Source organism: Pseudomonas sp. 8BK (assembly GCF_902506475.1).
GTDB classification, from domain to species: domain Bacteria; phylum Pseudomonadota; class Gammaproteobacteria; order Pseudomonadales; family Pseudomonadaceae; genus Aquipseudomonas; species Aquipseudomonas anguilliseptica.
On record NZ_LR733252.1, the window covers coordinates 2,223,454 to 2,246,743 of the forward strand.

Here is a 23,290-nt window from a genome sequence, read left to right on the forward strand (position 1 = left end):
ATCAGGCCAGCTCGGCCACTACAGCGGCCAACGCCTGAGCAGGATCAGCAGCCTGACTGATCGGACGGCCGATCACCAGATAATCGGAACCGACATCCAATGCCTGACGTGGCGTCAGAATGCGGCGCTGGTCATCCTGAGCACTGCCGGCCGGACGAATCCCTGGCGTTACCAGTTGCAGCGCTGGGTAGGTAGCCTTAAGCGCCTGCGCTTCCTGGGCCGAACACACCAAGCCATCCAGACCGGCCTGTGCGGCCAGACCTGCCAAACGCAGCACCTGCGCCTGCGGTTCTAGATCCAGGCCAACGCCCGCCAGGTCCTCGCGCTCCATGCTGGTCAGCACAGTCACACCAATCAGCAGCGGCTTGACCCCGGCGAACGTGTCCAGGGTTTCCCGGCAGGCCGCCATCATGCGCAGGCCGCCCGAGCAGTGCACATTGACCATCCACACGCCCATTTCGGCGGCAGCCTTAACGGCCATGGCGGTGGTATTGGGAATGTCGTGGAATTTCAGGTCGAGAAACACCTCGAAGCCCTTGCCGGCCAACACGTTGACAATCTCCGGCCCGCAACGGGTGAACAGCTCCTTGCCCACTTTTACCCGGCATAGCCTGGGATCGAGCTGATCAGCCAATGCCAGCGCGGCATCACGGGTCGGGAAATCCAGGGCAACGATGATCGGGGTCTGGCAGGCGGACATGGGCGGGCTCTCGGGCAAGACAAATTCGGCGCGCATTGTAGCGGATGCGCCGCACGCGTGCCGCTCCGGCGATCCGCCCGCCGCGCCCACGCGCATGCAAAGCCACAGCAGATAACAGCGTGCCGCTACTCGGCAGGCTCAGCCACAAGCACATCCGGCGCCGCAAACGCCTGGCGAAAGCTGAAGGCCTGCGCGCTGGCGCCCTGTTCACGCAGCAAGGTCAGGCGCTCGGCGGCCTCCTGCACCGATGGCCGATGCCCCGCCGGAACCCACCACAGCACCATATGCGCCGCATCGACCTTGCGGAACCACTCTTGGCGGCGCTTGAGCATCTCGGTATGGGCGGACTTGTAGACGTAATCACTGAGCGCCTGCACATCGCGCCATACCGACAGATTCACCAGCACATTGTCACCAAACGGGCGAAACGCCGTGGCATCGCCCGCCTCGTCCTGCAGACGCCAGATATAGCCGGACGAGGCTTCCGCCAGCGCATTGATGCGCTCCAGATTGGCGACAAAGTCGGCCATGCTTGGCGACTCCAGCGGCTCCTTCATCGTGGCGATATTCAACTGCGCGAGTTGATAGCTAGACATCAATGCTCTCCTTTTTATGTAAATCCCTGAATAACCACTGCCCTGACTGCACCCTACAAGCGCATCACAGCCTCGATGCACACGGCCAGCGACTCAGCGCGCCATGGGATCATCCCAGAATGAGCGCTCGCTTTCCTGGATAACATCCGCACGGCTTAAGCCCAGGTCCTTCAACGCCACATCATCAAGCATGGCCAGACGCCGCCGTTGTTCGGCCAGCTGCCACCAACGGGAAAACTGGCGGCCAAGCGCACGCAGTATTTCAAACGGCCGATGGCCCTGTAAGCGTCCGGCACCGACTAATGCATAACCTTTTTGACCTTTCATCTCGTCGCCCTCCTTGTGGGGTTGGCGACAGTCTCGCGCTCGGCTTATGATCAATCCAACGAATGTTTCTTATGCAATGCATCTCGGAGATTGATGTATGGCCAGTTACCCGAGCATCGATAGCGAACTGCTGCGCACCTTTGTCGCGATTGCCGATCACGGTGGCTTTACTCGCGCAGCGGAAATGGTCAACCGCACCCAGTCGGCCGTCAGCATGCAAATGAAACGTTTGGAAGAAGACGTGGTACAGCGCCCGCTGTTTGTGCGCGACGGCCGGCAGTTCAGCCTAACGGCCGAAGGCCAGTTACTGCTCGGTTATGCCCGACGCATTCTCAAATTGCACAGTGAAGTGATGACCAGCATGCGTGCCCCACATATGGTTGGCACCGTGCGCATCGGCACACCGGACGACTATGTGATGCGCTTTATGCCGGGCATCCTTTCGCGCTTCGCCCAGGCCTATCCACTGGTGCAGGTGGAGTTGCATTGCGAGCCGTCGTTCCAGCTGTTGCAGCGCCAGGACCTCGACCTGACCATCGTCACCCGCGAGCCAGGCACCGAAATTGGCCAACTGCTGCGCCAAGAACGCATTGTCTGGGCCGAAGCTCATGGCTTCAGCCCGCATGAGCAGGAGCCGCTACCACTGGCGATGTTCAATGCCCAATGCTTCTGCCGCTCCTGGGCCTGCAACGCGCTGGACGCCATGGAGCGCGAATACCGTATCGCCTACACCAGCCCAAGCCTGTCGGCGATCATGGCGGTAGTCAGCGCGGGCTTGGCGGTTACCGCTCAACTACAAAGCCTAATCACTCCGGACATACGCATCATCAGCGCCGCAGAGGGCCTACCAGCCATGCCCTCTGCCAGCATCGTGCTCTTGCGCAACAGTCAGACGCAGTCGCAGGTCACCGAAACCCTGGCCGAACAGATCGTCGAAGGTTTCAGACTTTAAGCGCAAGCAATACCGCGCAAAGCAGCAGAAAACCGGCAAACAGCCCGCGCAGAACGCGCTCTGGCAACGCGTGGGCGCACTTCACGCCCCAGCTGATGCTCAGCAAACCGCCCAACGCCAGAGGCGCACCCAGCAGCCAATCGACGTGATCATGGGCTGCATAGGTCGCCAGCGTCACGGCCGTGCTCGGCGCGGCCAGAGCCAGCGACAGCCCCTGCGCCATAACCTGGCTGGTGCCGAATAGCGTGGTCAGTACCGGCGCCGCCAGCACCGCACCGCCCACACCAAACAACCCGCCGAGCAAACCAGCACCACTGCCTAGCAACGTCAGCCAGGGCCAGGGATAACGCAGGCCAATCGAGAGCATGGCCGGCTTGCTGTACAGCCGAGAGAGGTTGTAGACCGCCAGCAACACCAGGAAAACCACGAAACCCAGACGCATGCGCTCCGCATCCACAGTGACCGCCCAGCCCGCACCCAGTACGGCACATATCAGGCTGGGCACCGCCAGAGCCAAGGCATGCCGCCAGTCGATACGGTTGCGCTGGTGATAACGCCACAGCGCCAACAGCACATTGGGCACCACCATCACCAGCGCCGTGCCCTGGGCCAACTGCTGATCCAGGCCAAACAGCACGCCAAGTGCCGGAATGGCGATCAACCCACCGCCAATCCCAAACAGACCGCCCAGGGTACCGAGGATCAATCCGAGCAAAAGGTTCAAGACAAAATCGAGCAAGGTCATCAGCGGGCTCCAAAGTGATGCCGCACAGCCTAGGCATTCGTCACTAGCCGCGAAACGCACAGCAACGCAAAATGGCTTTGCATATAACGCATAGCAGGCCCTGACCATGAATCCCGATAGCCTGACCGACCAGCTCAGCCTGTTTCTCGATGTGCTGGAAACCGGCAGCTTTTCCGCCGCCGCCAGGCGCCACCCGCTGACGCCCTCGGCAGTGGCCCGGCGCATCGATGCCTTGGAGCGCTCGCTGGGTAGCAACCTGTTCAGCCGCAGCACCCATGCCGTACGCGCAACCTCCGCCGGCCTGGCATTTGCCGAACGCGCGCGGCGCATCCTCGCCGAGCTGCATCTGGCCCGCGCCGAAGTCGTATCGCTGAGCAGCGCGCCGGAGGGGCTGATTCGTATCGACGCACCCGCCCCCTTCGGTCGGCGCCATCTGGCTCCGGCGATTGCCGAGTTTCTGGTTGCCTATCCGGGACTGGATGTGCAACTGCGCCTGATCGACAGTTTCGTCGATCTGCACGGCACACACCTGGGTGAGGTCGACCTAGTGTTGCGCATCGGCCCCCTGGCCGACACCCGCCTGGTCGCCACCGCGCTATCACCTATGGTCCGAGTCGTCTGCGCCAGCCCCGAGTACCTGGCGCGGCGCGGCGTACCGCGCAGCCCTGGTGAGCTGCTGGAACATGACGGCCTCGACTGGGACAGCCTGGCCCCGCCCTATGCCTGGCGCTTCGAGCAAGACGGCAAACTGCAACTATGCCGCCCCAAGCGTTTGCGCATGACCGCCAACAACGCCGAAGCACTGCTGTTCAGCGCCCTCGCCGGCTTGGGCATTGCTCATTTGCCGACCTGGCTGATCAGCGATTACCTGCTGCGCGGCGAACTGCTGCCGCTGTTCTGCGAAACCGGCCTGCCCGCCCCCGAGCCCAGCGGCATCTATGCCCTGCGCCTGGAACGGGAAACCGACTCACGCAGCCGCTTGTTGCTGGAATTTCTCAAGGCCCGCTTCGGCCCGGTGGCGCCTTGGGACCTAGCCCTGCAAAGTGGCCTGCAACGTAGTTAAAGGCTGAAACAGCAGGCATAGGAATGATCAGAGATCACTTTTAGCGTCGCATAACGATGCCCCGAAGCGTGACCGCCATGAATGGCGGACCATAAAAAAGCCCGACTCAAGGTCGGGCTTTTTCTTCTCGCCGTTAAAGCCGATCTTAGACCGGAGCTTTAGCCCGGGATTTGTACTCGCCGGTACGGGTGTCGATTTCGATCCAGTCGTCGATGTTGCAGAAGTCAGCGACTTTGATCTCGGTACCGTTGCTCAGCTTGGCTGGCTTCATCACCTTGCCGGAAGTGTCGCCACGGGCGGACCCTTCGGTGTAGGTAATCTGGCGAACGATGGTGGTCGGCAGGTCAACCGAAACCACTTTGCCTTCAAAGAACACGGCTTCGCAGACGTCGGTCATGCCATCAACGATGTACGGCATTACGCTTTCCAGATCGTCTTTGTTCAGTTCGTACTGGTTGAATTCAGCGTCCATGAACACGTAGTTCGGCTCGCTGTAGTACGAGTAGGTCACGTCAACGCGGTCCAGAATAACTGGCTCCATTTTGTCGTCGGCCTTGTATACGGTTTCAGTCGAGGAACCGCTCAGCAGGTTCTTCAGCTTCATTTTAACGATGGCGCTGTTACGACCGGACTTGGTGAATTCGGCCTTCTGGATCAGCCAAGGTTGGCCATCAATCAGGGCCACACTGTTGGGCTTCATTTCTTGTGCGGTTTTCATACGAATATCCGGGTTTGGATGGAATTACAAAATTCTTGGCCGCGTATCATAGCCAATTTAGGTAAAACTGCACCAGCGCCTCGGCAAGATCGGTCTGAGAGGCCCGTTGCAGACACCACTGTTCGGCATGTGCCTGCTGCTCCGGCCAGTGATTTAGCAGCTGATTCCAACTTTCCTTGACCGACTGACCGGTATTCCAGGCATGCCACAACTCGACCAAGGCACGCTCTCCATCGACTGATAAGCCCTCCTTATAGAGAGCCAGAAAAGCCTCGAGCTTTTCCAGATGGGCGTTGTCCGCCTGCTCATAGATATGCCAGAGCAATGGCCGCCCGGCCCATTGCGCACGGACGAAAGAGTCCTCCCCGCGCACCGCATTGAAGTCACAGCTCCACAACAGTCGGTCGTACTGGTCCTGCTGAATAAACGGCAGTACCTGAATATGCAGCTGACCGCGCCGCTGCATATCCCCTGCGCGCATAGCGGTGCAACCCAGCCAAGCCTCTAGGTTCGCCAGAATGCGCCCTTCCGGCACCAGTAACTGATTGATTTGCGTATCGGTAGCCAAAACGTCCAGCCAACTGGCCAGCGCAGCATTCTCATAGGCAAACAGGGAGATAAGCCGCGCCCCCGGTAAAGGCGTTACACCAACAGTGCGCAGAAACATCTCACGGACGCCGCTATCGGCCTGAAACGCCCGGCGCTGCACCAGCAACTCACGCTCACGCAACAGGCCACCACTGCCTGCGGTAAAACCGGGAAAGAAGAAGAACTTCGACAAGCCATTGGACTGTAATGAAGGCAAGCCATGGCAACCCTCCACCCAGTCTTCGGCACTCAAGTACTCAAGGTTGAGCCAAAGCGGTTTCTGCGGACGCTGTGCCATTGCGGCTATATAGGAGGCTGGCAACTCACAGGCAAACGCCTCAATCACCACATCCGCCGGCTCGACAGCCTGCCAATCAGCGCACCATAAACAGACCTCGACGCCCTGCTGGACTTGCAGCAACGCCATTGCATCAGCCTGCGGACACAGGCGTACAAACGCCGCCAGATCGTCCACCCACAACCGCACGGCCATACCGTGCTCGATCACCAACTGCCGCGCCAAGCGCCAGGTCACCCCGATGTCGCCGTAGTTATCGACAACGCTGCAGAAAATGTCCCAGGTTGCGCGCATGCGCTGCTCCGTTATGTGCCGAGCCCACCTTAAAGGCGACAGAGCTGTCAGCAAACGTCAGAAACGAAAAAGCCCGACACGTGGTCGAGCTTTTTCGTCAATCAATATGGCGGTGAAGGAGAGATTCGAACTCTCGATACGATTTCTCGTATACACACTTTCCAGGCGTGCTCCTTAAGCCACTCGGACACTTCACCGGGGCTCGACTGGCATTGCTGTCTGTCGAGGCGCGCTAATCTAGCCGAACAGACCCGCAAAGGCAAAAGCTTTTTTCAAAAGATTCATGCGCTTATGCCAAATGCAGGGACCAGTCGTGACATTTGTCGGCCTTACTCGGATCACCGTTAGCCAAATAGAAGAAAGCTGGGGAAACAGACAGGCTAACGGCAGCAAGCGCAACGCGCACTGACCAGCCAGTCAGCCATCGTGCTTTACCTGACCGATACGGATGAGTAACGTCTGCTGCACTTCAGCACAAGGAACCCGACCATGAGCGACCTGATCAGCTACCAACTCGACGATGGCATTGCCACCCTGACCCTATGTAATGGCAAGGTAAATGCCATCTCCCCGGACGTGATCACCGCCTTCAATGCGGCTCTGGATCGCGCCGTGCAGGACAAGGCCATCGTGATCATCACCGGCCAGCCGGGCATTCTTTCGGGTGGCTACGACCTCAAGGTGATGACCTCTGGCCCGCAGAATGCCATCGATTTGGTGGCCTCTGGCTCCACTCTGGCGCGTCGCATGCTCGCTCACCCCTTCCCGATCATCGTCGCCTGCCCAGGCCATGCGGTGGCGAAAGGTGCCTTTATCCTGCTCTCGTCGGACTACCGCATCGGCGTCGAAGGCCCATTCAGCATCGGCCTCAACGAAGTGCAGATCGGCATGACCATGCACCACGCCGGCATCGAACTGGCCCGTGACCGCCTGCGCAAATCGGCCTTCCACCGCTCGGTCATCAACGGTGAGATGTTTGACCCGCAAGGCGCGGTGGATGCAGGCTTCCTCGACAAGGTGGTGCCGGCCGAGCAACTGCACGCCACTGCCCTGGCGGTTGCCCAGCAGATGAAGAAGATCAACATGACTGCGCACAAGAACACCAAGCTGAAAGTGCGCAAGGCGCTGCTCGAAGCCCTCGACCAGGCGGTCGAACTGGACAAGAAGCACATGGGGTAAACCTACCCAGCAACACCATGAAGCCCGGCCCATGAGCCGGGCTTTTTGCATTTAATGGCAAAACAGTGACGAACCTGCAAGCAATCTGCCCAGGCTGTATTACTTTTAACAGGTAAGGCCAGGGAGCAGAGGCACTCACCGATCTATTCGAAATTGCTGTCGGGAGCGTGTTATGAAAATTGCCCACAAGGTTGGTCTGGCCGCGGCCATCGTCCTGTTCCTCACCACCAGCCTGCTGTCGCTGGCACAAGTCAGCCAGGTTCGAGAAACCCTGCATAACCAGGTGGCCGCGAGCATCGCAGAGTCGAGTAACGCATTGGCCCGACAGATCGAGAACTGGCTCAACGCCAAGCTCAAACTGATGGATCTGATGGCGCAAGGCATCGACAGCAACTACAGCCCCGAAGAAACCCAACGCATCGTCAACACCCCCATGCTGAAGAACGAGTTCATCCTGGTGTTCGGCGCCCTGCAAAGTGATGGAAAACCGATTAAGAACACTGACGAGTGGCAGCCGGCACCGGAATGGGATGGTCGCCAGCGCCCCTGGTATGCCACTGGCAAAGCCGGCAGTCAGGCCGTGCTTACCGAGCCCTACGTGGACTCCACCACTGGTGAAATCCTGATTTCCGCCGTGACCCGCATTACCAATGCGGGCGAATTTCTCGGCGTGCTGGGGGGCGACATTCGCCTGAAAACCGTCGCCGACGCGGTCAACACCCTAGACTTCAACGGCGCCGGTTACGCCTTTCTGCTCACGCGCAACGGTAACATCATCTCCCACCCCAACACCGAGCTGAACGGCAAGAGCTACAGCGAACTATTCGACGGTCAGAGCCCTGCGCTGAACAAGGAGCTGCAGGAAACCAGCGGCGGCGATAAGGATCTGCTGGTGTCCTTTACCCCACTGCCGAACCTCAAAGGCATGGACTGGTATATCGGCGTGGTGCTGGACAAAGGCATCGTCATGGCCGAAGCCAATGCCCTGAGCTGGCGCGCGGTGATTGGCACCGTGCTGGGGGTGATCATCAGTCTGATCGTGCTGGGCGTGCTGATGAACAGCTTGCTCAAGCCCCTCGATCACCTGCATAACTCGTTGCATGAAGTGAACAGCGGTGAAGGCGACCTGACCCGCCGCCTGCCCGCCGCTGGCAACGATGAAATTGCCCTAGTCTCCAAGGAGTTCAACAGTTTTCTGCAAAGTTTGCAGAGCCTGATCAGCGAGGTGATGGGCAGCTCCAGGCAGGTGCGTGAAAGCACCACCCTGACCTCCAGCGAAGCCAACCAGGCCGCCAATCGGTTGCAGCAACAACTGCAGGAGCTCGACCAGTTGGCCACCGCCATGCAGGAAATGGCCTCCACCGCAGAGGAAGTGGCGCGTAACGCACAAGCTGCCGCGCAGGCTGCACTGGCGGCCAATCAGGAAACTGAGAATGGTGTACACGTGGTCTCGCGCTCCACCGAAGCGATCAAGCACCTCGCCGAGGAAATGGACGAAACCAGCCATGCGATCAATGAGCTGGCCAAACTCAGCCACAACATCGAGTCGATCCTCTCGGTGATTACCAGCATCGCCGACCAGACCAACCTGCTCGCCCTCAATGCCGCCATTGAAGCCGCCCGTGCCGGCGAATCCGGGCGCGGCTTTGCCGTGGTGGCCGATGAGGTACGTTCACTGGCTTCGCGCACCCAGCAGTCGACCCAGGAAATCCGCCAGATGATCGATCAGCTGCAATCCGGGGTGAAGCAGGCCGAATCACGCATGCAGCAGAGCCGCGATACCGCCAGCAAAACCGCAGAAGAAGCCGGTGCGGCCAACGACATGCTCGGACGCATCAGCGATGCGATCACCCGGATCAACGACATGAACCTGCAAATTGCCACCGCCGCCGAGCAGCAGAGCGCCACCACCGAGGAGATCAACCGCAACACCACCAATATCCGTGACATCAGCCATGAGGTAGCCGGCGGCGCCGAAGAACAGGTGCGCCAGTGCGCCGTCATGGTCGAACAGGTCGGCCAGCAAGACCATCTGCTCGGGCGCTTCAAAGTCTAAGCTCCGTACATAGGGCTGCACCTGCACGTGCAGCCAGCGCCAACCGCTAAGGGGATTGGGCATGCGCATACTCGTAACGTGGTTACTGTGCCTGGCCATGCACGGCATCGCCCAGGCACAAACGCCCGTCAGTGTTACGGTGTTGTGTGACGCCAGTTATCCACCCTACAGCTACGCCGAAAACGGCGAAGCCAAAGGCCTGTACAGCGACATTCTGCGTGCGGCCTTCGCGCGTATGCCGGATTATCGCGTAAGCATCCGCCCAGTTCCCTGGCCACGCGGGCTGGCAGCGCTGGAAAAGGGCGCAGCCTTTGCCCTGTTCCCGCCCTACCACCGCCCCGTGGAACGACCCTGGATGGATTACTCGCGGCCGATTCTGGAGGAAAGTGTGGTGGCCTTCGTACGCGCCGAGCTGACTCAGCAACGTGCCATTGAAGATTTTCCGGCCGCCTACGCCGGCCTGCGTATTGGCCTCAACCGCGGCTTCAATGTTATCGCCGCGCCAAGCTACAAAACCATGCTCGCGGCGGGTGAAGTCAAACAGAGTTACGCCACGGACAACCGCACCAATCTGCTGCAGCTCAGGCGCAAGCGCATTGATGTGTTTATCAATGACCGCCTGTCGATCCTCTGGGAGCTGCAGCAGATGCGCAGCGAAGGCCTGCTGGCCAGTAGTGGCCTGGACTGGCTGGTTGAAGGACCAAAGTTGTCCAGCGAGCACGGTCATCTGGGCTATACCCGCGTCAATGAACAGGCCTACCCCTACAAGCAGGACTTTATGCAGCAACTGGATCAAGCCCTGCTAACCCTTGAGCAGGATGGCAGCATCGCCCGCCTGGCCCAGCGCTACAGTTCGATTGACCTGCTACCCGCCACCGGCAACGGCTCTAGCGAGGACGCAACAAGCGGTAACGACCTCTGATCAGCATCAATTGCCGAAAGCAGTGCACGCCCGTACACTGCGCGCCTTTTTCCTATGACGGGCGTACCAAATGCTTTTTCTTCTGCGCATGCTGGCGATGGGCGTGCACTTTATCCTCGCCGGCATCCTGGGCCTGCTGCTAGGCCTCTGCCGCCCGTTCAACCCGGATAACAGCCGCTTGTGCGCACGCCTCTACAGTGTCCCGGCGCAATGGCTGTTGCGCTGGAAGCTGAAGACCGACGTGCACACTCTGGAACACCAGCACTCCTGTGTGATCATCGCCAACCACCAATCCAACTATGACCTCTACGTGCTCGGCCGCGTAGTACCCAAGCGGACTGTGAGCATCGGCAAGAAGAGCCTGAAGTGGGTGCCGTTCTTCGGTCAGCTGTACTGGCTGGCCGGCAACGTGCTGCTCGACCGTGGCAACGCCATTCGTGCCAAGCAGTCCATGCTCACCACTACAGACACCCTCAAACACAAGGACACCTCGATCTGGGTGTTCCCCGAAGGCACGCGCAACCTCGGCAAGGGCCTGCTGCCCTTCAAGAAAGGCGCATTCCAGATGGCGATTGCCGCCGGTGTACCGATTATCCCGGTGTGCGTCAGCACCTACGTCAACCATATTCAGCTCAACCGCTGGAACAGCGGCGAAATCATGATTCGCTCCCTGCCGGCCATCCCCACTGCGGGCCTGAGCCAGGATGATCTGCCGCAGCTGGTCGAAACCTGCCGCACGCAGATGCAGCAATGTATCGAGGCCATGGATCAGCAGCTCAGCCAAAGCGCCTGAGTTAACCGGTGCGTCAATAAAAAGCCCAGCCACGCGCTGGGCTTTTTATTGACGGATGCGGCCCGTACAGCAGCCGTTCAGTCACACCGGCAGCGAGCAAGCCGCTAAGCTGCGTGCTGAGGACACCGATAATAAGGAAGCACTATGGGTCGCGTTGTTGCTGCCGCCGTTTACAGCAAGGGCAAGAAAGTCACCAATATCAGCCTCGACGAAGGCAAGCCCTGGTCAAAGAAACCGGGACATTTCGTCTGGATCGGCCTGCATGACCCCTGCTCCGAAGAGCTGACCAGCCTGCAGCAGCAGTTCGACCTGCATGAGCTGGCGCTGGAAGACGCCCTGCAGCGGCACACCCGGCCCAAGCTGGAAACCTTCGGCGATGCACTGTTTCTGGTGCTCTACTCACCCATTCTGGTCGACGACGAGCTGACCTTTGTCGAAACCCAACTGTTCGCCGGCAGCGGTTACATCATTAGCGCCCGTTACGGCGAATCCGCGCCCTACTCCCAAGTGCGCCAACGCTGCGAGGCGCGTCCGCTGCTGCTTGAGCACGGCGAAGATTTCGTGCTCTACGCCCTGCTCAGCTTCGTAATCGAGAATTACCGCCCGCTGATGGACAACTACCACGTCGAACTTGAGGACGTGGAACAGCACGTACTGAAAAACCCACTGAGTCAGGCCGATGTCGAACGCATTCAGGGCCTGCGTCGCGACCTGCTGCGTCTGCGGCGCTATATCGGGCCGCTGGCGGAAATCTGCAAGGAGTTGCAGCGCCTCGACTTCCCGTTTATCGACAAGAACATGCGCCCCTACTTCCGCGACGTGGCGATTCACGTTAACCGCCTGTTGGAAGACCTCACCGGCCTGCGCGAGATGGCCGACCACGCCATCGAGATCGGCCTGCTGCTGGAGTCCTCACGGCAAAACGTCACCCAGCGCAAGTTTGCTGCCTGGGCGGCAATTCTGGCTTTTCCCACGGCGGTGGCGGGCATCTACGGGATGAACTTTCAGAACATGCCAGAGCTCGCCTGGCAGTACGGCTACTTCGGCGTGCTCGGTTTGATCACCACCGGCTGCGTCGGGCTCTACGTCAGCTTCAAGCATTACGGCTGGCTATAGAGCGATTTTTAAATCCGCGTAGCGGCAGTCCGCTGGATGGCACGCCATAAAAAAGCCCGGTCACTGACCGGGCTTTTCCGTGCAAACGCGTGTTACTCAACCAGACCGGCACGGCCCTGGGCGACAAAGCGCATCATCCACTCGGCGACCATATGGCCTTGGTGGTCATGCTGCAGGCTGTCAATGCCCTTGGAGTAGGCCGGCTCACCGATATGTTGCTGACGCAGGTCGAGCAACGCACGCGAGTAGTCATGCACGAACTCGGGGTGGCCCTGGAAGCACAGCACCTGATCGCCGATACAGTAGGAGGCAATCGGGCAGAATTCGCTGCTGGCCAGCAATGTGGCGTTTTCCGGCAGTTGGGTGACCTGATCCTGATGACTGATCAGCAGCGTCAGGTCTTCCAGATCAGGGCTCATCCAGGTTGGCTTGTTCGCCATACGGTACTGATGAATACCCACACCCCAGCCCTGCACAGCACGCTCAGCCTTGCCGCCCAGCAGTAGCGCCAGCAGCTGATGACCGAAACACACTCCAAGCAGTTTGTCGCCCCGGTTGTAGCGCTCCAGCAGGTAGGTTTTCAGTGTCTGGATCCAGGCATCGCTGCCGAAGGAATCTGCCTTGCTGCCCGTCACCAGATAAGCATCGTAGCGCTCGCTGTCCGGCGGGTAATGCCCCTCCATCACGTTGTACACCTTGAACTCGGCAGCAATCGGCTGACGGGCGAACAACTGCTCGAACATACGACCATAACTGTCGTATTGGTCGACCAATTCAGGGCGAAGAACATCGGTTTCCAGAATGCAGATCTGCAGCGGCATATGGGCGGTTACCTAGGACGCAGGAGGGTTGTTTTTCCAGCGCGCAAGCGTGCCTGCTGACAGGCTGCAAGGCAATAGCTACAGGGCAAACCCGACCAATTACCCGAGCCCATCAGCGCTCTCGATAGTCACCATAAGCACCATTCACTTCTGTCGATAGCAGCACGCGCAGATGATCTGGCCATCGGGCGCTGCGCCCAACCAACCAGAGGACATCAGCATGACCAGTTTCTCCGCCATCGCCAGCCTGCTTGCCGCTTCCGCCTTTACCAGCAGCCACAGCGCGAGCAGCCAACGCCAAGCCGAGAAAGTGCAAGCAGCACAACTCAAGGCTGACCAGAACACCGCTAAATAACTGCGCCCCGCAATCAGGAGAACGCCATGAGCATCGCCCAATCGCTGAGCAATCAGAACGTCTATGGCGTGACCTACGCCACGGTCGACGGCAGCGGCATCCACTTCGAGTCCGAGCTGGCCATCCAACTCAGCGATGGCAGCCTGACCACCCTACGCATGCCCACCCAACTGAGCGAACGCCAGGCTATCCAGCAACTGGTCTGCGGCCGTCAGGTCTGCTGACTGCTACTGCGCTGGCATCGGGCAGCTGAGGTCGCCTTCTTCACAGACGGCCAGCTGCTCCAGTTCCTTGACCCGTGCGGCAGTCTTTTGCGTCAGGCAGCCGTTAAGCACCATCGGATAGGCCGAACCGCCCTCCACCGACGCCGACTCGAACGCGCAGGCCAGATCGCGGAACTTGATCCAGGCCAGCTGTACCTCCTTGAGTTGCTGCTTCTGCCCATCATCCAGACGCTTACGGTAATCGCCGTACAGTTGATTCAGGCGTTTATCCTGAGTGGCATAGTCCGCCGCCGCGCACTGGTTGAGGCTGAACTGATCCATGGCATTGGCGCAGTCATCCGCCCACACCGGTGCGGCCAGTAACACCAGGCTGATTGCCAGCGCACTGCTTATCCCGATTTTCATAACACCTCCCTTGCGCCACACCGCCGTGGCCATTGCAGCAGTCTAGTGCTGTAGCCATAAACAAGCTGGTTTTGCATAAATCACAGACCATAAAAAACCGGCTCACAGGGAGCCGGTTTTCAGTACCTCTGCCTTAACGCGACAGCGTTAGAAACTTTCGTTCTTCGCCGCCTTCTCCAGCAGCAACGCGGGCGGCAGGAAGCGCTCGCCGTACTGCTCAGCCAGGTACTGGGCGCGTGCAACGAAGTCCTTCACCCCGTACTGGTTGATAAATTGCAGTGCACCGCCGGTCCAGGCAGCAAAACCAATGCCCATGATCGAGCCAATGTTGGCGTCCGCTACCGACTTGAGCACGCCCTCTTCCACGCAGCGCACGGTTTCGATGGCCTGGATAAACAGGATGCGATCCCGCACGTCGATCTGTGATATCTGCGCCTCGCTCTTCTCGAAGCGCGCTTTCAACTCCGGCCACAGGTGCTTCTTGCCACCCGCCGGAGCGCCGGCCGCCGGATATTCGTAGAAGCCCGCACCCGCGGCTTTGCCCGGCCGCTTGTACTCGTTGAGCATCATGTCGATCACCGCAAACGCCGGGTGCGCGGGAATCTGCTTGCCTTCGGCAGCGAGGTCCTTGATGGTCTGCTGACGGATATGGTTCATCAGGCTCATCGACACTTCGTCGCTGATCGCCAGTGGGCCGACCGGCATGCCGGCCTTGCGCGCTTCGTTCTCGATCATCGCCGCACTTACGCCTTCGCCGAGCATGGCCAAGCCTTCATTGGTGAAGGTGCCGAACACTCGCGAGGTGAAGAAGCCACGGCTGTCGTTGACTACGATCGGGGTCTTCTTGATCTGCATGACGTAGTCGAAGCCGCGCGCCAGAGTCTCGTCGCTGGTGTGCTCGCCCTTGATGATTTCCACCAACGGCATCTTGTCCACCGGGCTGAAGAAATGCAGACCGATAAACTTGTCCTGCTTCTGCACCGCCGTGGCCAGGCCGGTGATCGGCAGGGTCGAGGTGTTGGAAGCAATCACCGCATCCGCCAGCGCCGCACGTTCGGCCGCGGCGGTTACGTTAGCCTTGAGGTCACGATCCTCGAATACCGCTTCGATAATCAGGTCGCAGCCTTCGAAATCAGCGTCACTGACGGTGGGTTTGATCCGCGCCAGGATGCCATCGCGCTTCTCGGCACTCATCTGGCCACGGCCGACCTTTTTCTCCAGCAGCTTGGCCGAGTAGCTCTTGCCCTTCTCAGCGGCTTCGATGGAGATGTCCTTGAGCACCACGTCGATACCAGCGACCGCCGACACGTAGGCAATACCGGCGCCCATCATGCCGGCACCGAGCACACCGACCTTCTTGGTCACGTAAGGCGCGAAGCCCTGTGGACGCGAGCCGCCGGCATTGATTTCATTGAGCTGAAACCAGAAGGTGCCAATCATGTTCTTCGCTACCTGGCCGGTGGTCAGCTCGGTGAAGTAGCGCGCCTCGATGATCTGCGCGGTGTCGAAGTCGACCTGCGCACCCTCAACGGCGGCGCACATGATCTTCTCCGGCGCCGGGAAGCAGCCCTTGGTCTTGTCACGCAGCACGCTCGGGGCGATGGCCAGCATCTGCGCCACATTTGGGCTGGACGGTGTACCGCCGGGAATTTTGTAGCCTTTCACGTCCCACGGCTGCACAGCGCTCGGGTTGGCAGCGATAAAGGCACGTGCCTTGGCCAGCAGATCATCGCTGTCGCTGGCCAGTTCATGGATCAGGCCGGCCTTGAGCGCCGCATCAGGGCGAACCTTCTTGCCTTCGGCCAGGTACGGCAGGGCTTTTTCCAGGCCGAGGATGCGCACCATACGCACCACCCCGCCACCACCTGGCAGCAAGCCGAGGGTCACTTCCGGCAGGCCGAGCTGGATGCTGGAGCTGTTCAGGGTAATACGGTGATGGCAGGCCAGGGCAATTTCCCAGCCGCCGCCCAGGGCCGCGCCATTGATCGCCGCAACCACCGGCTTACCCAGGGTTTCCAGGCGGCGCAGTTGGCCCTTGATGTTGAGGATCATCTGGTAGAAGGCCGGCGCGTCGGCCTTGGTCACCTTGATCAGCTCATTGAGGTCGCCGCCAGCGAAGAAGGTCTTCTTCGCCGAAGTGAGGATGACCCCGGCGATGGAATCTTTCTCGGCTTCCAGACGGTCGACAATCTTGCCCATGGCCTCGCGGTACAACGCGTTCATGGTGTTGGCGCTCTGGCCGGGCATGTCCATGGTCAGAACAACGATATTGTCCTGGCCTTTTTCGTAACGGATGGCGTCAGTCATTTTTCTTGTTCCCGTAAATTCTTGTGCCGTCTGACCTATAGGAGCGAGCTTGCTCGCGATCAGGGTCGTGACGAATCGCCAGCAAGCACTAGGCGTGCCCCTGGCTCCTACACGCGCTCGATAATCGTGGCAATACCCATACCGCCGCCCACGCACAGGGTGGCCAGGCCATAGCGCAGTTGGCGCTTCTCCAGCTCGTCGATCAGGGTGCCGAGAATGGCGCAGCCGGTTGCACCCAGCGGATGGCCCATGGCGATGGAGCCGCCGTTGACGTTGACCTTGTCCTCGCTGACGCCCATGTCCTTCATAAATTTCATCACCACCGAAGCGAACGCCTCGTTGACCTCGAACAGGTCGATGTCATTGACGTTCAGCCCGGCCTTGGCCAGCGCCTTACGGGTGGCCGGCGCTGGGCCGGTAAGCATGATGGTCGGGTCGGTGCTGGTCACTGCTGTGGCGACGATGCGTGCACGCGGCTTCAGACCCAGCTCGCGGCCTTTGGCCTCGGAGCCGATCAGCATCAGGGCCGAGCCATCAACGATGCCCGAGCTGTTGCCCGGAGTGTGTACGTGGTTGATCTGCTCGACATGGCTGTAGACGCGTAGCGCGGTGCTGTCGAAGCCCATCTGGCCCATCATCTCGAAGCTCGGTTTGAGCTTGCCCAGGCCTTCGAGGGTGGATTCGCCACGGATAAACTCATCGTGATCGAGCAGGACGATGCCGTTCTGGTCGGCTACCGGAATCAGCGACTTGCTGAATGAGCCGTCCTTGCTGGCGCGGGCAGCCTTCTGCTGCGAACGCAGGGCGAAGCTGTCGACGTCCGTGCGGCTAAAGCCTTCCAGGGTGGCGATCAAATCGGCGCCGATACCCTGCGGGGTGAAATGGGTGTGCATATTGGTCGCCGGGTCCATCACCCAGGCGCCGCCGTCGGAGCCCATGGGAATGCGCGACATCGACTCGACGCCGCCGACCACCACCAGATCCTCGAAACCGGAACGCACCTTCATCGCGCCCATGTTCACCGCTTCCAGGCCCGAAGCGCAGAAACGGTTGAGTTGTACACCGGACACGCTGACATCCCAATCGGCCACCATGGCGGCCGTTTTGGCGATGTCTGCGCCCTGATCACCCACCGGCGTTACACAGCCGAGCACGATGTCATCGACCTGGCTGGTGTCCAGGTTATTGCGCGCTTGCAGCGCCTTGAGCAGGCCGGCGATCAGGTCGACTGGCTTGACGCTGTACAGCGCGCCGTCCTTCTTGCCCTTGCCGCGGGGCGTGCGCACGGCATCGAAAATATATGCTTCGGTCATGGCGTCCTCAGACCTCCAATGGAGGGTGGCTGATGGCGCAGGTGGGGCCCACGCCTGTTTTTGTTGAGTGCAGTCACCATACGCCGAGCGCAGACAGGCTCAATGACCGAAGCGCTCAGGCCTATTGACCGCTCAGCTCAGACAAACGGTCAATCACTGGGCGAAGGCCAACAAGCGCGTCTAGTTCAAGGTCTGCTTGCCTGTGGCGGAGCCCGCGTCATAACCACAGGCAACTAACCCAAGCACCTTAGTAATCAAGGCGTCTATAGCCAGGGGCTGCACGCCCCTACAGTTGAATCAAGCCACCGGCAAATAGTGTGCAGGTCGGCTGCTGTAGGCGTCGTCGCCGGGTTTTGCCGGGACGGCTTGAATGATCAACACGAGGCGTGGCGTCGCATCCGCATATTGAGCAGGACAGCGCCGACCACCCGCAAAAAACAACAAGGCCAACCGCCATGTTCAATCCAGTGAAAATGCGTCAGGCAGGCATGATCGTGTTTGCCACCACCGTCATCCTGATTCTTCCCAACCTGACCCGTTTGGTCAGCTAACTCCCTGATTTCCTGCCCTGCCTGCCACCGTGGAGTGAGCCGGCAGCGGCAGCACAACCCCGCAACCGCTTGAAAGCTGGCACCTGTGCTAGGGTGATTTCAATCACCCCAAGGAGCACGCCATGCGCACCCTATTTACCACCCTCGGCCTGCTGGTCAGCCTGCCTCTGTTGGCCGGCGAAGCCGAACTCAGCGCCGCTGTTGTCGCCCTGCAATCGCCTGACAGCGTGCTGATCGATGTACGCACCGCCGATGAGTTTGCCGCCGGCGCATTGCCCGGTGCCGAACAGATCGAGCACGAACAGATCGCCAGCCGCATCAGCGCCATCGCCCCAGACAAGGACACGCCGATCATCCTCTACTGCCGCAGCGGCCGCCGTTCCGGCATCGCCGAAGAAAGCCTGCGCGCCATGGGCTACAACAACCTGATCAACGCCGGCGGCTATGACGAACTGAAACTGGCCCTGGAGTCGCAGGATTGAACATACGCACTCTAGGTATCGCCCTGCTCACCCTCTTACCCTTCTGCCACCTGCATGCCGCCGAACTGACCCTGGAACTGGGCAACGGCAGCCAGCGCCTGAGCAGCGCCCAACTGCTCGCCCACCCACAGGCGCAAAGCGTCGAGATCAGCGACGACGTCAGCTACAAACGCAGCATGCGCTACAACGCCGTGCCATTGGCCGCGCTGCTGGAAGGTGTGCAGCCGGGTGATCACCTGCAACTGGTGGCCAGCGACGGCTTTGCCGCCGAACTGTCTGCTGCCCCCGCGCTTAGCCAAACTGGCAGCCAGGCCTGGCTGGCCGTCGAAGACCCAGCGCAGCCCTGGCCCGCCCTGGGCAACGGCAAACCCAGCGCCGGGCCGTTTTATCTGGTCTGGCAAAACCCAGCCGCCAGCCAGATCGGCCCAGAACAGTGGCCCTTTCAGCTGGCCAGCATCCGCAAACTGGCCCCGGTAGCGCAGCGCTTCCCACAACTGCTGCCAGCGGCAGACGCCAGCCCGGCGGTGCAGGCCGGTTTTGCCCAGTACCAGAAGAACTGCATGGCCTGTCATCGCCTGAATGGCGCAGGCGACTCGCAATTCGGCCCCGATCTGAATATTCCGCATAACCCGACGGAGTATTTCAGCGGCGACTTTCTAACCCGCTATATTCGCGATCCGCAGAGCTTGCGGCGCTGGCCACAGGGCAAGATGCCGGGGTTTGCGGTTGAGGTGTTGAGTGATAAGGAATTGGGGGAGTTGGTAGAGTATTTGGGGCATATGGTGGGGAGGAAGGTGCAGCCTTGAAGGCTTAGCAACACCTCACTCGACCTCCTGGCGGCGAACCTACTGATGACCCAGGACGGCAGGATCGACTTACACAAAGTGGCCAAGACCGTGGCTGTTGTGGAAGGGGTTGAGCGACATGGATGTCGCGAGAGCCGCGATGGGCCAGGGATGGCCCTTCGCGGCGGGCCCCTGGCGCAATGATTCTGTTCACGAACCCTGCCGTAGGCAGGGCCGGATGTCGGGGCAAGCGTTTTTGGTTACTTTTGCGGCGACTGGCAAAAGTGACTCGCCCGTAAGGGGCGAAACCAAAATCAGAAATCACCACGCAAATGAACTTGTCGCTGCCCCTGAACAGAAAGCATCAAAAGCTCGCGGCTAAAGCCCCTCCTACGGACTAACCAACCCTACAAAGCCAGCGCAGCGCCTTTACTGCTGTTGCACCCGAATCACCGGCACAACCTCCACCTGCGCATGCATCTGCTCGATGCCGCCACCCCGGCGCATGCCGCGCACCGGGCAGGCATCCAGATAATCCAGGCCCACGGCCAGCTTCAAGTGCCGCTCCGGCTTGGCCAGGCAGTTGGTCACGTCAAAGCTGTACCAGGCGTCATCCAGCCAGGCTTCGGCCCAGGCGTGACTGGCCAGGTGGTCTTCGCTGTCGGTAAACAGATAGCCCGAGACATAACGCGCCGGAATGCCCAGGCTGCGCGCACAGGCCAGGAAGGCATGCGCATGATCCTGACAGACGCCCTTGCCGCCGGCGAAGGCCTCACTGGCGCTGGTTTCCACGGCTGTAGCGCCTGGCTGATAGCGGATATACGCATTCAACGCATGCATCAGGTCGATCAGGCCGGTGCGATCCTGACGGTTTTTGCTTTGCAGCTTGGCAAATTCGCGCAAGGCTTCGTCGGCCTCTGTCAGGCGGGTAAAGCGCAAAAACGGCAGGGCCGACTGGCTTTCGTGCTCAGCTTCGCGCGCCTCGTCGATCTCAACCTGGCCACGGGCGCCGATAACGATGGATTCGTGCGGCTCGTCCAGGGTCAACACATGCAGGATATTGCCGTAGGGATCGACCTGCGCGCGCACCGGACGTGGCAGGCTCAACTGCCAGCTGAGCACCTGCTGACGCTCGCTGTCGTGCGGGGTCATGCGCAGATACTGGATGCTGGTGCGCACCTGGTCCTCATAGTGATAGGTAGTGTCGTGGCTGATGGACAGTCTCATGCGACCTCCAGGTAGGAGCTTTGGATGGCTTGGCCCAACTGGCGAACCAGCAGGATGAAATCGGTGAGCCAGGCGTGCAGGCCCTCGTCGAGTACTTCTTCGATGCTGGTGTAGCGCAGCCGCGCTTCCAGTTCGGCGGCCAGGCGCTGGGCTGGGCGGCCGTTGTCGCCGGGCAGGCTGGCGAGCATCAGGCTCAACTCGTCCATGCAGGCGCGCAGCGAGCGCGGCACATCTGGACGCAGCAGCAGCAGCTCGGAGACTTTGCGCGTGCCGGGCGAGCCGCGGTAGATCTCGGCAAAGGCCTCGAACGAGGACAGCGCACGCAGCAGTGCAGTCCACTGGTAGTAGCTACGGGCCGGGCGACCGTCGATTTCGTCGATGTCTTCGCCGAGCATTTCATAGCGGGCATCGAGCAGGCGCAGGGTGTTGTCGGCGCGTTCGATAAAGGTGCCCAAGCGGATAAAGCGGTACGGGTCGCCGCGCATGATGGTGCCGAAGGTGGCGCCACGGAACAGATGCGAGCGCTCCTTGACCCATTCGCAGAAGCGGCTGATGCCGTAGCGGCCCAGGCCCTGCTCGGCGATGCCGCGAATCTCCAGCCAGGTGGCGTTGATGTTCTCCCACATGTCGGCGGTGATCCGCCCGCGCACGGCGTGGGCGTTGCTGCGCGCGGCCTGCAGGCAGCAGTAGATGCTCGCCGGGTTAGTCGCGTCGAGGGCAAAGAAGTGCAGCATGCGCTCGGCGTGCAACGGGCCATGGCGCTCCAGGTAATCATCCAGAGTGCCGGTAATCAGCAGCGGCAGGGCCAGTTCTTCCAGGCCATCGCCCTGCCCGTCTTGCGGCATCAGTGACAGGGAGTAGCTGACATCGAGCATACGCGCGAGGTTTTCCGCGCGCTCCAGATAGCGCGACATCCAGTACAGATCAGAGGCAGTTCTTGAAAGCATGATTAGTCCTCCACCACCCAGGTGTCTTTGGTGCCGCCACCTTGGGACGAGTTGACCACCAGCGAGCCTTCGCGCAGCGCGACGCGGGTCAGGCCGCCGGGGACGATGCGGGTTTCCTTGCCGGACAGGACGAAAGGCCGCAGGTCGATATGCCGTGGCGCGATGCCGCGCTCAACAAAGGTCGGGCAGGTCGACAGGCACAGGGTCGGTTGGGCGATATAGGCCTCGGGGCGGGCAATCAGGCGGGCGCGGAAGTCTTCGATTTCGGCCTTGCTGGCTGCCGGGCCGACCAGCATGCCGTAGCCACCGGAGCCCTGGGTTTCCTTGACCACCAGCTGTTCCAGGTTGGCCAGCACGTGGGACAGCTCGGCCGGCTTGCGACACTGGAAGGTCGGAACGTTCTTCAGGATCGGCTCTTCGCTGAGGTAGAAGCGGATCATGTCGTCGACATAGGGGTAGATGGATTTGTCGTCCGCCACCCCGGTGCCGATGGCGTTGGCCAGCACCACGTTGCCACTGCGGTAGCAGGCTAGCAGGCCAGGCACGCCGAGCATGGAATCTGGATTGAAGGCCAGCGGATCGAGGAAGGCGTCGTCGAGGCGCCGATAAACTACGTCCACCTGCTTGGCCCCAGACGTGGTGCGCATAAACAATTTGTCGTCACGCACAAACAGGTCCGCACCCTCGACCAACTCCACGCCCATTTCACGGGCCAGGAAGGCATGCTCGAAATAGGCGCTGTTGAAGCGCCCCGGCGTCAGCACCACCACGTTGGGGTTATCCAGCGGACTGGAGGACTTCAGCGTGTCGAGCAGCAGGTTCGGGTAGTGATCAATCGGTGCCACACGCTGGGCGGCGAACAACTCGGGGAACAGACGCATCATCATCTTGCGGTCTTCGAGCATGTAGCTGACGCCGCTCGGGGTGCGCAGGTTGTCTTCCAGCACGTAGTAGCTACCGTCGCCGTCGCGCACCAGATCGACCCCGGCGATGTGCGCGTAGAGGTCGCGGTGCAGGTTGAGACCCTGCATGGCGATCTGGTAACCCTCGTTGGCCAGCACCTGCTCGGCGGGGATGATGCCGGCCTTGATGATGCGCTGGTCGTGGTAGAGGTCGGCGAGAAACAGGTTCAGCGCCTGCACGCGCTGGATGCAGCCGCGCTCGACGATGCGCCATTCGCTGGCGGGGATGCTGCGCGGGATGATGTCGAACGGGATCAACCGCTCGGTGCCCTGATCGTCGCCGTACAAGGTGAAGGTGATGCCGGCGCGGTGGAACAGCAGGTCGGCTTCACGGCGGCGCTGGGCCAGCAGTTCATCCGGCGTCTCCGCCAGCCAGCGGGCAAAGGCTTGGTAGTGCGGGCGGACAGCGCCACTCGCGTCGTACATCTCGTCATAAAAGGTGCGGGCCATGCCGTACTCCTTGTCACCCGGACATGGGTACAGCTCTGCAAGGCCCGCGCCATACAACAAAAATGTTTTAAATCAGTAAGTTGGGTATTGGCGATGGGAGCGACGCACCAAGCC

The 23,290-nt window shown here is 60.6% G+C and carries 25 protein-coding genes, 1 tRNA gene and 1 pseudogene; 13 read left to right on the forward strand and 14 right to left on the reverse strand.

Annotated elements, in window-relative coordinates:
* Window position 1 precedes the first annotated feature (1 nt).
* The 3 genes from pyrF to ACIN8IBEIGE_RS10240 all read right to left on the reverse strand — a co-directional run bounded on the left by pyrF (window position 2) and on the right by ACIN8IBEIGE_RS10240 (window position 1,623).
* Complete coding sequence (gene pyrF / locus ACIN8IBEIGE_RS10230; RefSeq protein WP_160014522.1) at window positions 2-700, reverse strand: orotidine-5'-phosphate decarboxylase; 699 nt, start codon at window positions 698-700, stop codon at window positions 2-4.
* 125 nt (window positions 701-825) lie between these two features.
* A complete protein-coding gene (locus ACIN8IBEIGE_RS10235) occupies window positions 826-1,296 on the reverse strand; it encodes a DUF3291 domain-containing protein (RefSeq protein ID WP_160014523.1) in 471 nt (156 codons plus the stop codon).
* A 93-nt stretch (window positions 1,297-1,389) separates the two neighbouring features.
* Window positions 1,390-1,623, reverse strand: a complete 234-nt coding sequence (locus ACIN8IBEIGE_RS10240; protein ID WP_160014524.1) for a DUF1127 domain-containing protein — start codon at window positions 1,621-1,623, stop codon at window positions 1,390-1,392.
* A 97-nt stretch (window positions 1,624-1,720) separates the two neighbouring features.
* On the opposite strand from ACIN8IBEIGE_RS10240, the gene ACIN8IBEIGE_RS10245 reads away from it, so the two are divergent.
* Window positions 1,721-2,575 (forward strand): LysR substrate-binding domain-containing protein, encoded by an 855-nt coding sequence (locus tag ACIN8IBEIGE_RS10245; protein ID WP_160014525.1) that lies wholly within the window; start codon window positions 1,721-1,723, stop codon window positions 2,573-2,575.
* Here ACIN8IBEIGE_RS10245 and ACIN8IBEIGE_RS10250 read toward each other — a convergent pair.
* A complete protein-coding gene (locus tag ACIN8IBEIGE_RS10250; protein WP_160014526.1) occupies window positions 2,565-3,320 on the reverse strand; it encodes a sulfite exporter TauE/SafE family protein in 756 nt (251 codons plus the stop codon). The two genes, ACIN8IBEIGE_RS10245 and ACIN8IBEIGE_RS10250, sit on opposite strands and share 11 nt — an antisense overlap.
* Window positions 3,321-3,426: 106 nt before the next feature.
* On the opposite strand from ACIN8IBEIGE_RS10250, the gene ACIN8IBEIGE_RS10255 reads away from it, so the two are divergent.
* Window positions 3,427-4,383, forward strand: coding sequence for a LysR family transcriptional regulator (locus ACIN8IBEIGE_RS10255; protein WP_160014527.1), 957 nt, complete (start codon window positions 3,427-3,429; stop codon window positions 4,381-4,383).
* A gap of 145 nt (window positions 4,384-4,528) precedes the next feature.
* Here ACIN8IBEIGE_RS10255 and efp read toward each other — a convergent pair whose 3' ends face one another.
* The 3 genes from efp to ACIN8IBEIGE_RS10270 form a co-directional block, all read right to left on the reverse strand.
* Window positions 4,529-5,101, reverse strand: a complete 573-nt coding sequence (gene efp, locus ACIN8IBEIGE_RS10260) for an elongation factor P (protein ID WP_090385560.1) — start codon at window positions 5,099-5,101, stop codon at window positions 4,529-4,531.
* A 46-nt stretch (window positions 5,102-5,147) separates the two neighbouring features.
* Window positions 5,148-6,281, reverse strand: a complete 1,134-nt coding sequence (earP, locus tag ACIN8IBEIGE_RS10265) for an elongation factor P maturation arginine rhamnosyltransferase EarP (protein ID WP_160014528.1) — start codon at window positions 6,279-6,281, stop codon at window positions 5,148-5,150.
* Window positions 6,282-6,388: 107 nt separating this feature from the next.
* Window positions 6,389-6,478 (reverse strand) — tRNA-Ser (locus ACIN8IBEIGE_RS10270).
* A gap of 292 nt (window positions 6,479-6,770) precedes the next feature.
* Here ACIN8IBEIGE_RS10270 and ACIN8IBEIGE_RS10275 point away from each other — a divergent pair.
* The 6 genes and pseudogenes from ACIN8IBEIGE_RS10275 (at window position 6,771) to ACIN8IBEIGE_RS10295 (ending at window position 12,347) form a co-directional block, all read left to right on the forward strand.
* Window positions 6,771-7,460, forward strand: a complete 690-nt coding sequence (locus ACIN8IBEIGE_RS10275; protein ID WP_160014529.1) for a crotonase/enoyl-CoA hydratase family protein — start codon at window positions 6,771-6,773, stop codon at window positions 7,458-7,460.
* Between the two features lie 172 nt (window positions 7,461-7,632).
* Window positions 7,633-8,658, forward strand: a pseudogene (locus tag ACIN8IBEIGE_RS21195) (cache domain-containing protein); the annotation flags it as partial.
* Window positions 8,659-8,688: 30 nt separating this feature from the next.
* Window positions 8,689-9,516: a methyl-accepting chemotaxis protein gene (locus ACIN8IBEIGE_RS21200; protein ID WP_372240011.1), complete on the forward strand. Its 828-nt coding sequence runs from the start codon at window positions 8,689-8,691 to the stop codon at window positions 9,514-9,516.
* 61 nt (window positions 9,517-9,577) lie between these two features.
* Window positions 9,578-10,438 carry an ABC transporter substrate-binding protein gene (locus ACIN8IBEIGE_RS10285; protein WP_160014531.1) on the forward strand — a complete coding sequence of 287 codons (861 nt, stop codon included), beginning with the start codon at window positions 9,578-9,580 and terminating at the stop codon, window positions 10,436-10,438.
* 70 nt (window positions 10,439-10,508) lie between these two features.
* Window positions 10,509-11,231 (forward strand): 1-acylglycerol-3-phosphate O-acyltransferase, encoded by a 723-nt coding sequence (locus ACIN8IBEIGE_RS10290; protein ID WP_160014532.1) that lies wholly within the window; start codon window positions 10,509-10,511, stop codon window positions 11,229-11,231.
* Window positions 11,232-11,375: 144 nt separating this feature from the next.
* A complete protein-coding gene (locus ACIN8IBEIGE_RS10295; protein ID WP_160014533.1) occupies window positions 11,376-12,347 on the forward strand; it encodes a magnesium and cobalt transport protein CorA in 972 nt (323 codons plus the stop codon).
* A gap of 92 nt (window positions 12,348-12,439) precedes the next feature.
* Here the strand turns inward: ACIN8IBEIGE_RS10295 and ACIN8IBEIGE_RS10300 are convergent, their stop codons facing one another.
* Window positions 12,440-13,168: an amidotransferase gene (locus ACIN8IBEIGE_RS10300; protein ID WP_160014534.1), complete on the reverse strand. Its 729-nt coding sequence runs from the start codon at window positions 13,166-13,168 to the stop codon at window positions 12,440-12,442.
* A 220-nt stretch (window positions 13,169-13,388) separates the two neighbouring features.
* Between ACIN8IBEIGE_RS10300 and ACIN8IBEIGE_RS20930 the strand changes: the two genes are divergently transcribed.
* Complete coding sequence (locus tag ACIN8IBEIGE_RS20930; protein WP_256665095.1) at window positions 13,389-13,523, forward strand: hypothetical protein; 135 nt, start codon at window positions 13,389-13,391, stop codon at window positions 13,521-13,523.
* Window positions 13,524-13,549: 26 nt separating this feature from the next.
* Window positions 13,550-13,747, forward strand: a complete 198-nt coding sequence (gene ptrC, locus ACIN8IBEIGE_RS10305; RefSeq protein ID WP_160014535.1) for a type III secretion system co-regulatory protein PtrC — start codon at window positions 13,550-13,552, stop codon at window positions 13,745-13,747.
* Window positions 13,748-13,750: 3 nt separating this feature from the next.
* On the opposite strand, the gene ACIN8IBEIGE_RS10310 is transcribed toward ptrC, so the two are convergent.
* The 3 genes from ACIN8IBEIGE_RS10310 to ACIN8IBEIGE_RS10320 all read right to left on the reverse strand — a co-directional run bounded on the left by ACIN8IBEIGE_RS10310 (window position 13,751) and on the right by ACIN8IBEIGE_RS10320 (window position 17,772).
* The gene (locus tag ACIN8IBEIGE_RS10310; RefSeq protein WP_160014536.1) at window positions 13,751-14,152 is read right to left on the reverse strand and encodes a lysozyme inhibitor LprI family protein; all 402 of its coding nucleotides are present in this window, start codon (window positions 14,150-14,152) and stop codon (window positions 13,751-13,753) included.
* Window positions 14,153-14,299: 147 nt separating this feature from the next.
* Entirely contained in the window at window positions 14,300-16,459 is a 2,160-nt protein-coding gene (locus tag ACIN8IBEIGE_RS10315) for a 3-hydroxyacyl-CoA dehydrogenase NAD-binding domain-containing protein (protein ID WP_160014537.1), read from the reverse strand.
* A gap of 107 nt (window positions 16,460-16,566) precedes the next feature.
* Window positions 16,567-17,772 (reverse strand): acetyl-CoA C-acetyltransferase, encoded by a 1,206-nt coding sequence (locus ACIN8IBEIGE_RS10320; RefSeq protein WP_160014538.1) that lies wholly within the window; start codon window positions 17,770-17,772, stop codon window positions 16,567-16,569.
* Window positions 17,773-18,158: 386 nt separating this feature from the next.
* On the opposite strand from ACIN8IBEIGE_RS10320, the gene ACIN8IBEIGE_RS10325 reads away from it, so the two are divergent.
* The 3 genes from ACIN8IBEIGE_RS10325 to ACIN8IBEIGE_RS10335 all read left to right on the forward strand — a co-directional run bounded on the left by ACIN8IBEIGE_RS10325 (window position 18,159) and on the right by ACIN8IBEIGE_RS10335 (window position 19,611).
* Window positions 18,159-18,323, forward strand: coding sequence for a hypothetical protein (locus ACIN8IBEIGE_RS10325; protein WP_160014539.1), 165 nt, complete (start codon window positions 18,159-18,161; stop codon window positions 18,321-18,323).
* A gap of 122 nt (window positions 18,324-18,445) precedes the next feature.
* Window positions 18,446-18,805, forward strand: coding sequence for a rhodanese-like domain-containing protein (locus ACIN8IBEIGE_RS10330; RefSeq protein ID WP_160014540.1), 360 nt, complete (start codon window positions 18,446-18,448; stop codon window positions 18,803-18,805).
* Between the two features lie 2 nt (window positions 18,806-18,807).
* Complete coding sequence (locus tag ACIN8IBEIGE_RS10335) at window positions 18,808-19,611, forward strand: cytochrome c (protein WP_160016357.1); 804 nt, start codon at window positions 18,808-18,810, stop codon at window positions 19,609-19,611.
* Between the two features lie 408 nt (window positions 19,612-20,019).
* On the opposite strand, the gene ACIN8IBEIGE_RS10340 is transcribed toward ACIN8IBEIGE_RS10335, so the two are convergent.
* The 3 genes from ACIN8IBEIGE_RS10340 to ACIN8IBEIGE_RS10350 are packed head-to-tail and all read right to left on the reverse strand — an operon-like array spanning window position 20,020 to window position 23,176.
* Complete coding sequence (locus ACIN8IBEIGE_RS10340; RefSeq protein WP_160014541.1) at window positions 20,020-20,817, reverse strand: transglutaminase family protein; 798 nt, start codon at window positions 20,815-20,817, stop codon at window positions 20,020-20,022.
* Window positions 20,814-21,764 carry an alpha-E domain-containing protein gene (locus ACIN8IBEIGE_RS10345; RefSeq protein WP_160014542.1) on the reverse strand — a complete coding sequence of 317 codons (951 nt, stop codon included), beginning with the start codon at window positions 21,762-21,764 and terminating at the stop codon, window positions 20,814-20,816. Before ACIN8IBEIGE_RS10345 ends, ACIN8IBEIGE_RS10340 begins: the two co-directional genes overlap by 4 nt.
* A 2-nt stretch (window positions 21,765-21,766) precedes the next feature.
* Window positions 21,767-23,176, reverse strand: a complete 1,410-nt coding sequence (locus ACIN8IBEIGE_RS10350) for a circularly permuted type 2 ATP-grasp protein (protein ID WP_160014543.1) — start codon at window positions 23,174-23,176, stop codon at window positions 21,767-21,769.
* Window positions 23,177-23,290 lie beyond the last annotated feature (114 nt).

Coding starts and splice junctions, on each gene's coding strand:
- pyrF (WP_160014522.1), bottom strand. CDS start 700: ATGTCCGCCTGCCAGACCCCGATCATCGTTGCCCTGGATTTCCCGACC.
- ACIN8IBEIGE_RS10235 (WP_160014523.1), bottom strand. CDS start 1,296: ATGTCTAGCTATCAACTCGCGCAGTTGAATATCGCCACGATGAAGGAG.
- ACIN8IBEIGE_RS10240 (WP_160014524.1), bottom strand. CDS start 1,623: ATGAAAGGTCAAAAAGGTTATGCATTAGTCGGTGCCGGACGCTTACAG.
- ACIN8IBEIGE_RS10245 (WP_160014525.1), top strand. CDS start 1,721: ATGGCCAGTTACCCGAGCATCGATAGCGAACTGCTGCGCACCTTTGTC.
- ACIN8IBEIGE_RS10250 (WP_160014526.1), bottom strand. CDS start 3,320: ATGACCTTGCTCGATTTTGTCTTGAACCTTTTGCTCGGATTGATCCTC.
- ACIN8IBEIGE_RS10255 (WP_160014527.1), top strand. CDS start 3,427: ATGAATCCCGATAGCCTGACCGACCAGCTCAGCCTGTTTCTCGATGTG.
- efp (WP_090385560.1), bottom strand. CDS start 5,101: ATGAAAACCGCACAAGAAATGAAGCCCAACAGTGTGGCCCTGATTGAT.
- earP (WP_160014528.1), bottom strand. CDS start 6,281: ATGCGCGCAACCTGGGACATTTTCTGCAGCGTTGTCGATAACTACGGC.
- ACIN8IBEIGE_RS10275 (WP_160014529.1), top strand. CDS start 6,771: ATGAGCGACCTGATCAGCTACCAACTCGACGATGGCATTGCCACCCTG.
- ACIN8IBEIGE_RS21200 (WP_372240011.1), top strand. CDS start 8,689: ATGGGCAGCTCCAGGCAGGTGCGTGAAAGCACCACCCTGACCTCCAGC.
- ACIN8IBEIGE_RS10285 (WP_160014531.1), top strand. CDS start 9,578: ATGCGCATACTCGTAACGTGGTTACTGTGCCTGGCCATGCACGGCATC.
- ACIN8IBEIGE_RS10290 (WP_160014532.1), top strand. CDS start 10,509: ATGCTTTTTCTTCTGCGCATGCTGGCGATGGGCGTGCACTTTATCCTC.
- ACIN8IBEIGE_RS10295 (WP_160014533.1), top strand. CDS start 11,376: ATGGGTCGCGTTGTTGCTGCCGCCGTTTACAGCAAGGGCAAGAAAGTC.
- ACIN8IBEIGE_RS10300 (WP_160014534.1), bottom strand. CDS start 13,168: ATGCCGCTGCAGATCTGCATTCTGGAAACCGATGTTCTTCGCCCTGAA.
- ACIN8IBEIGE_RS20930 (WP_256665095.1), top strand. CDS start 13,389: ATGACCAGTTTCTCCGCCATCGCCAGCCTGCTTGCCGCTTCCGCCTTT.
- ptrC (WP_160014535.1), top strand. CDS start 13,550: ATGAGCATCGCCCAATCGCTGAGCAATCAGAACGTCTATGGCGTGACC.
- ACIN8IBEIGE_RS10310 (WP_160014536.1), bottom strand. CDS start 14,152: ATGAAAATCGGGATAAGCAGTGCGCTGGCAATCAGCCTGGTGTTACTG.
- ACIN8IBEIGE_RS10315 (WP_160014537.1), bottom strand. CDS start 16,459: ATGACTGACGCCATCCGTTACGAAAAAGGCCAGGACAATATCGTTGTT.
- ACIN8IBEIGE_RS10320 (WP_160014538.1), bottom strand. CDS start 17,772: ATGACCGAAGCATATATTTTCGATGCCGTGCGCACGCCCCGCGGCAAG.
- ACIN8IBEIGE_RS10330 (WP_160014540.1), top strand. CDS start 18,446: ATGCGCACCCTATTTACCACCCTCGGCCTGCTGGTCAGCCTGCCTCTG.
- ACIN8IBEIGE_RS10340 (WP_160014541.1), bottom strand. CDS start 20,817: ATGAGACTGTCCATCAGCCACGACACTACCTATCACTATGAGGACCAG.
- ACIN8IBEIGE_RS10345 (WP_160014542.1), bottom strand. CDS start 21,764: ATGCTTTCAAGAACTGCCTCTGATCTGTACTGGATGTCGCGCTATCTG.
- ACIN8IBEIGE_RS10350 (WP_160014543.1), bottom strand. CDS start 23,176: ATGGCCCGCACCTTTTATGACGAGATGTACGACGCGAGTGGCGCTGTC.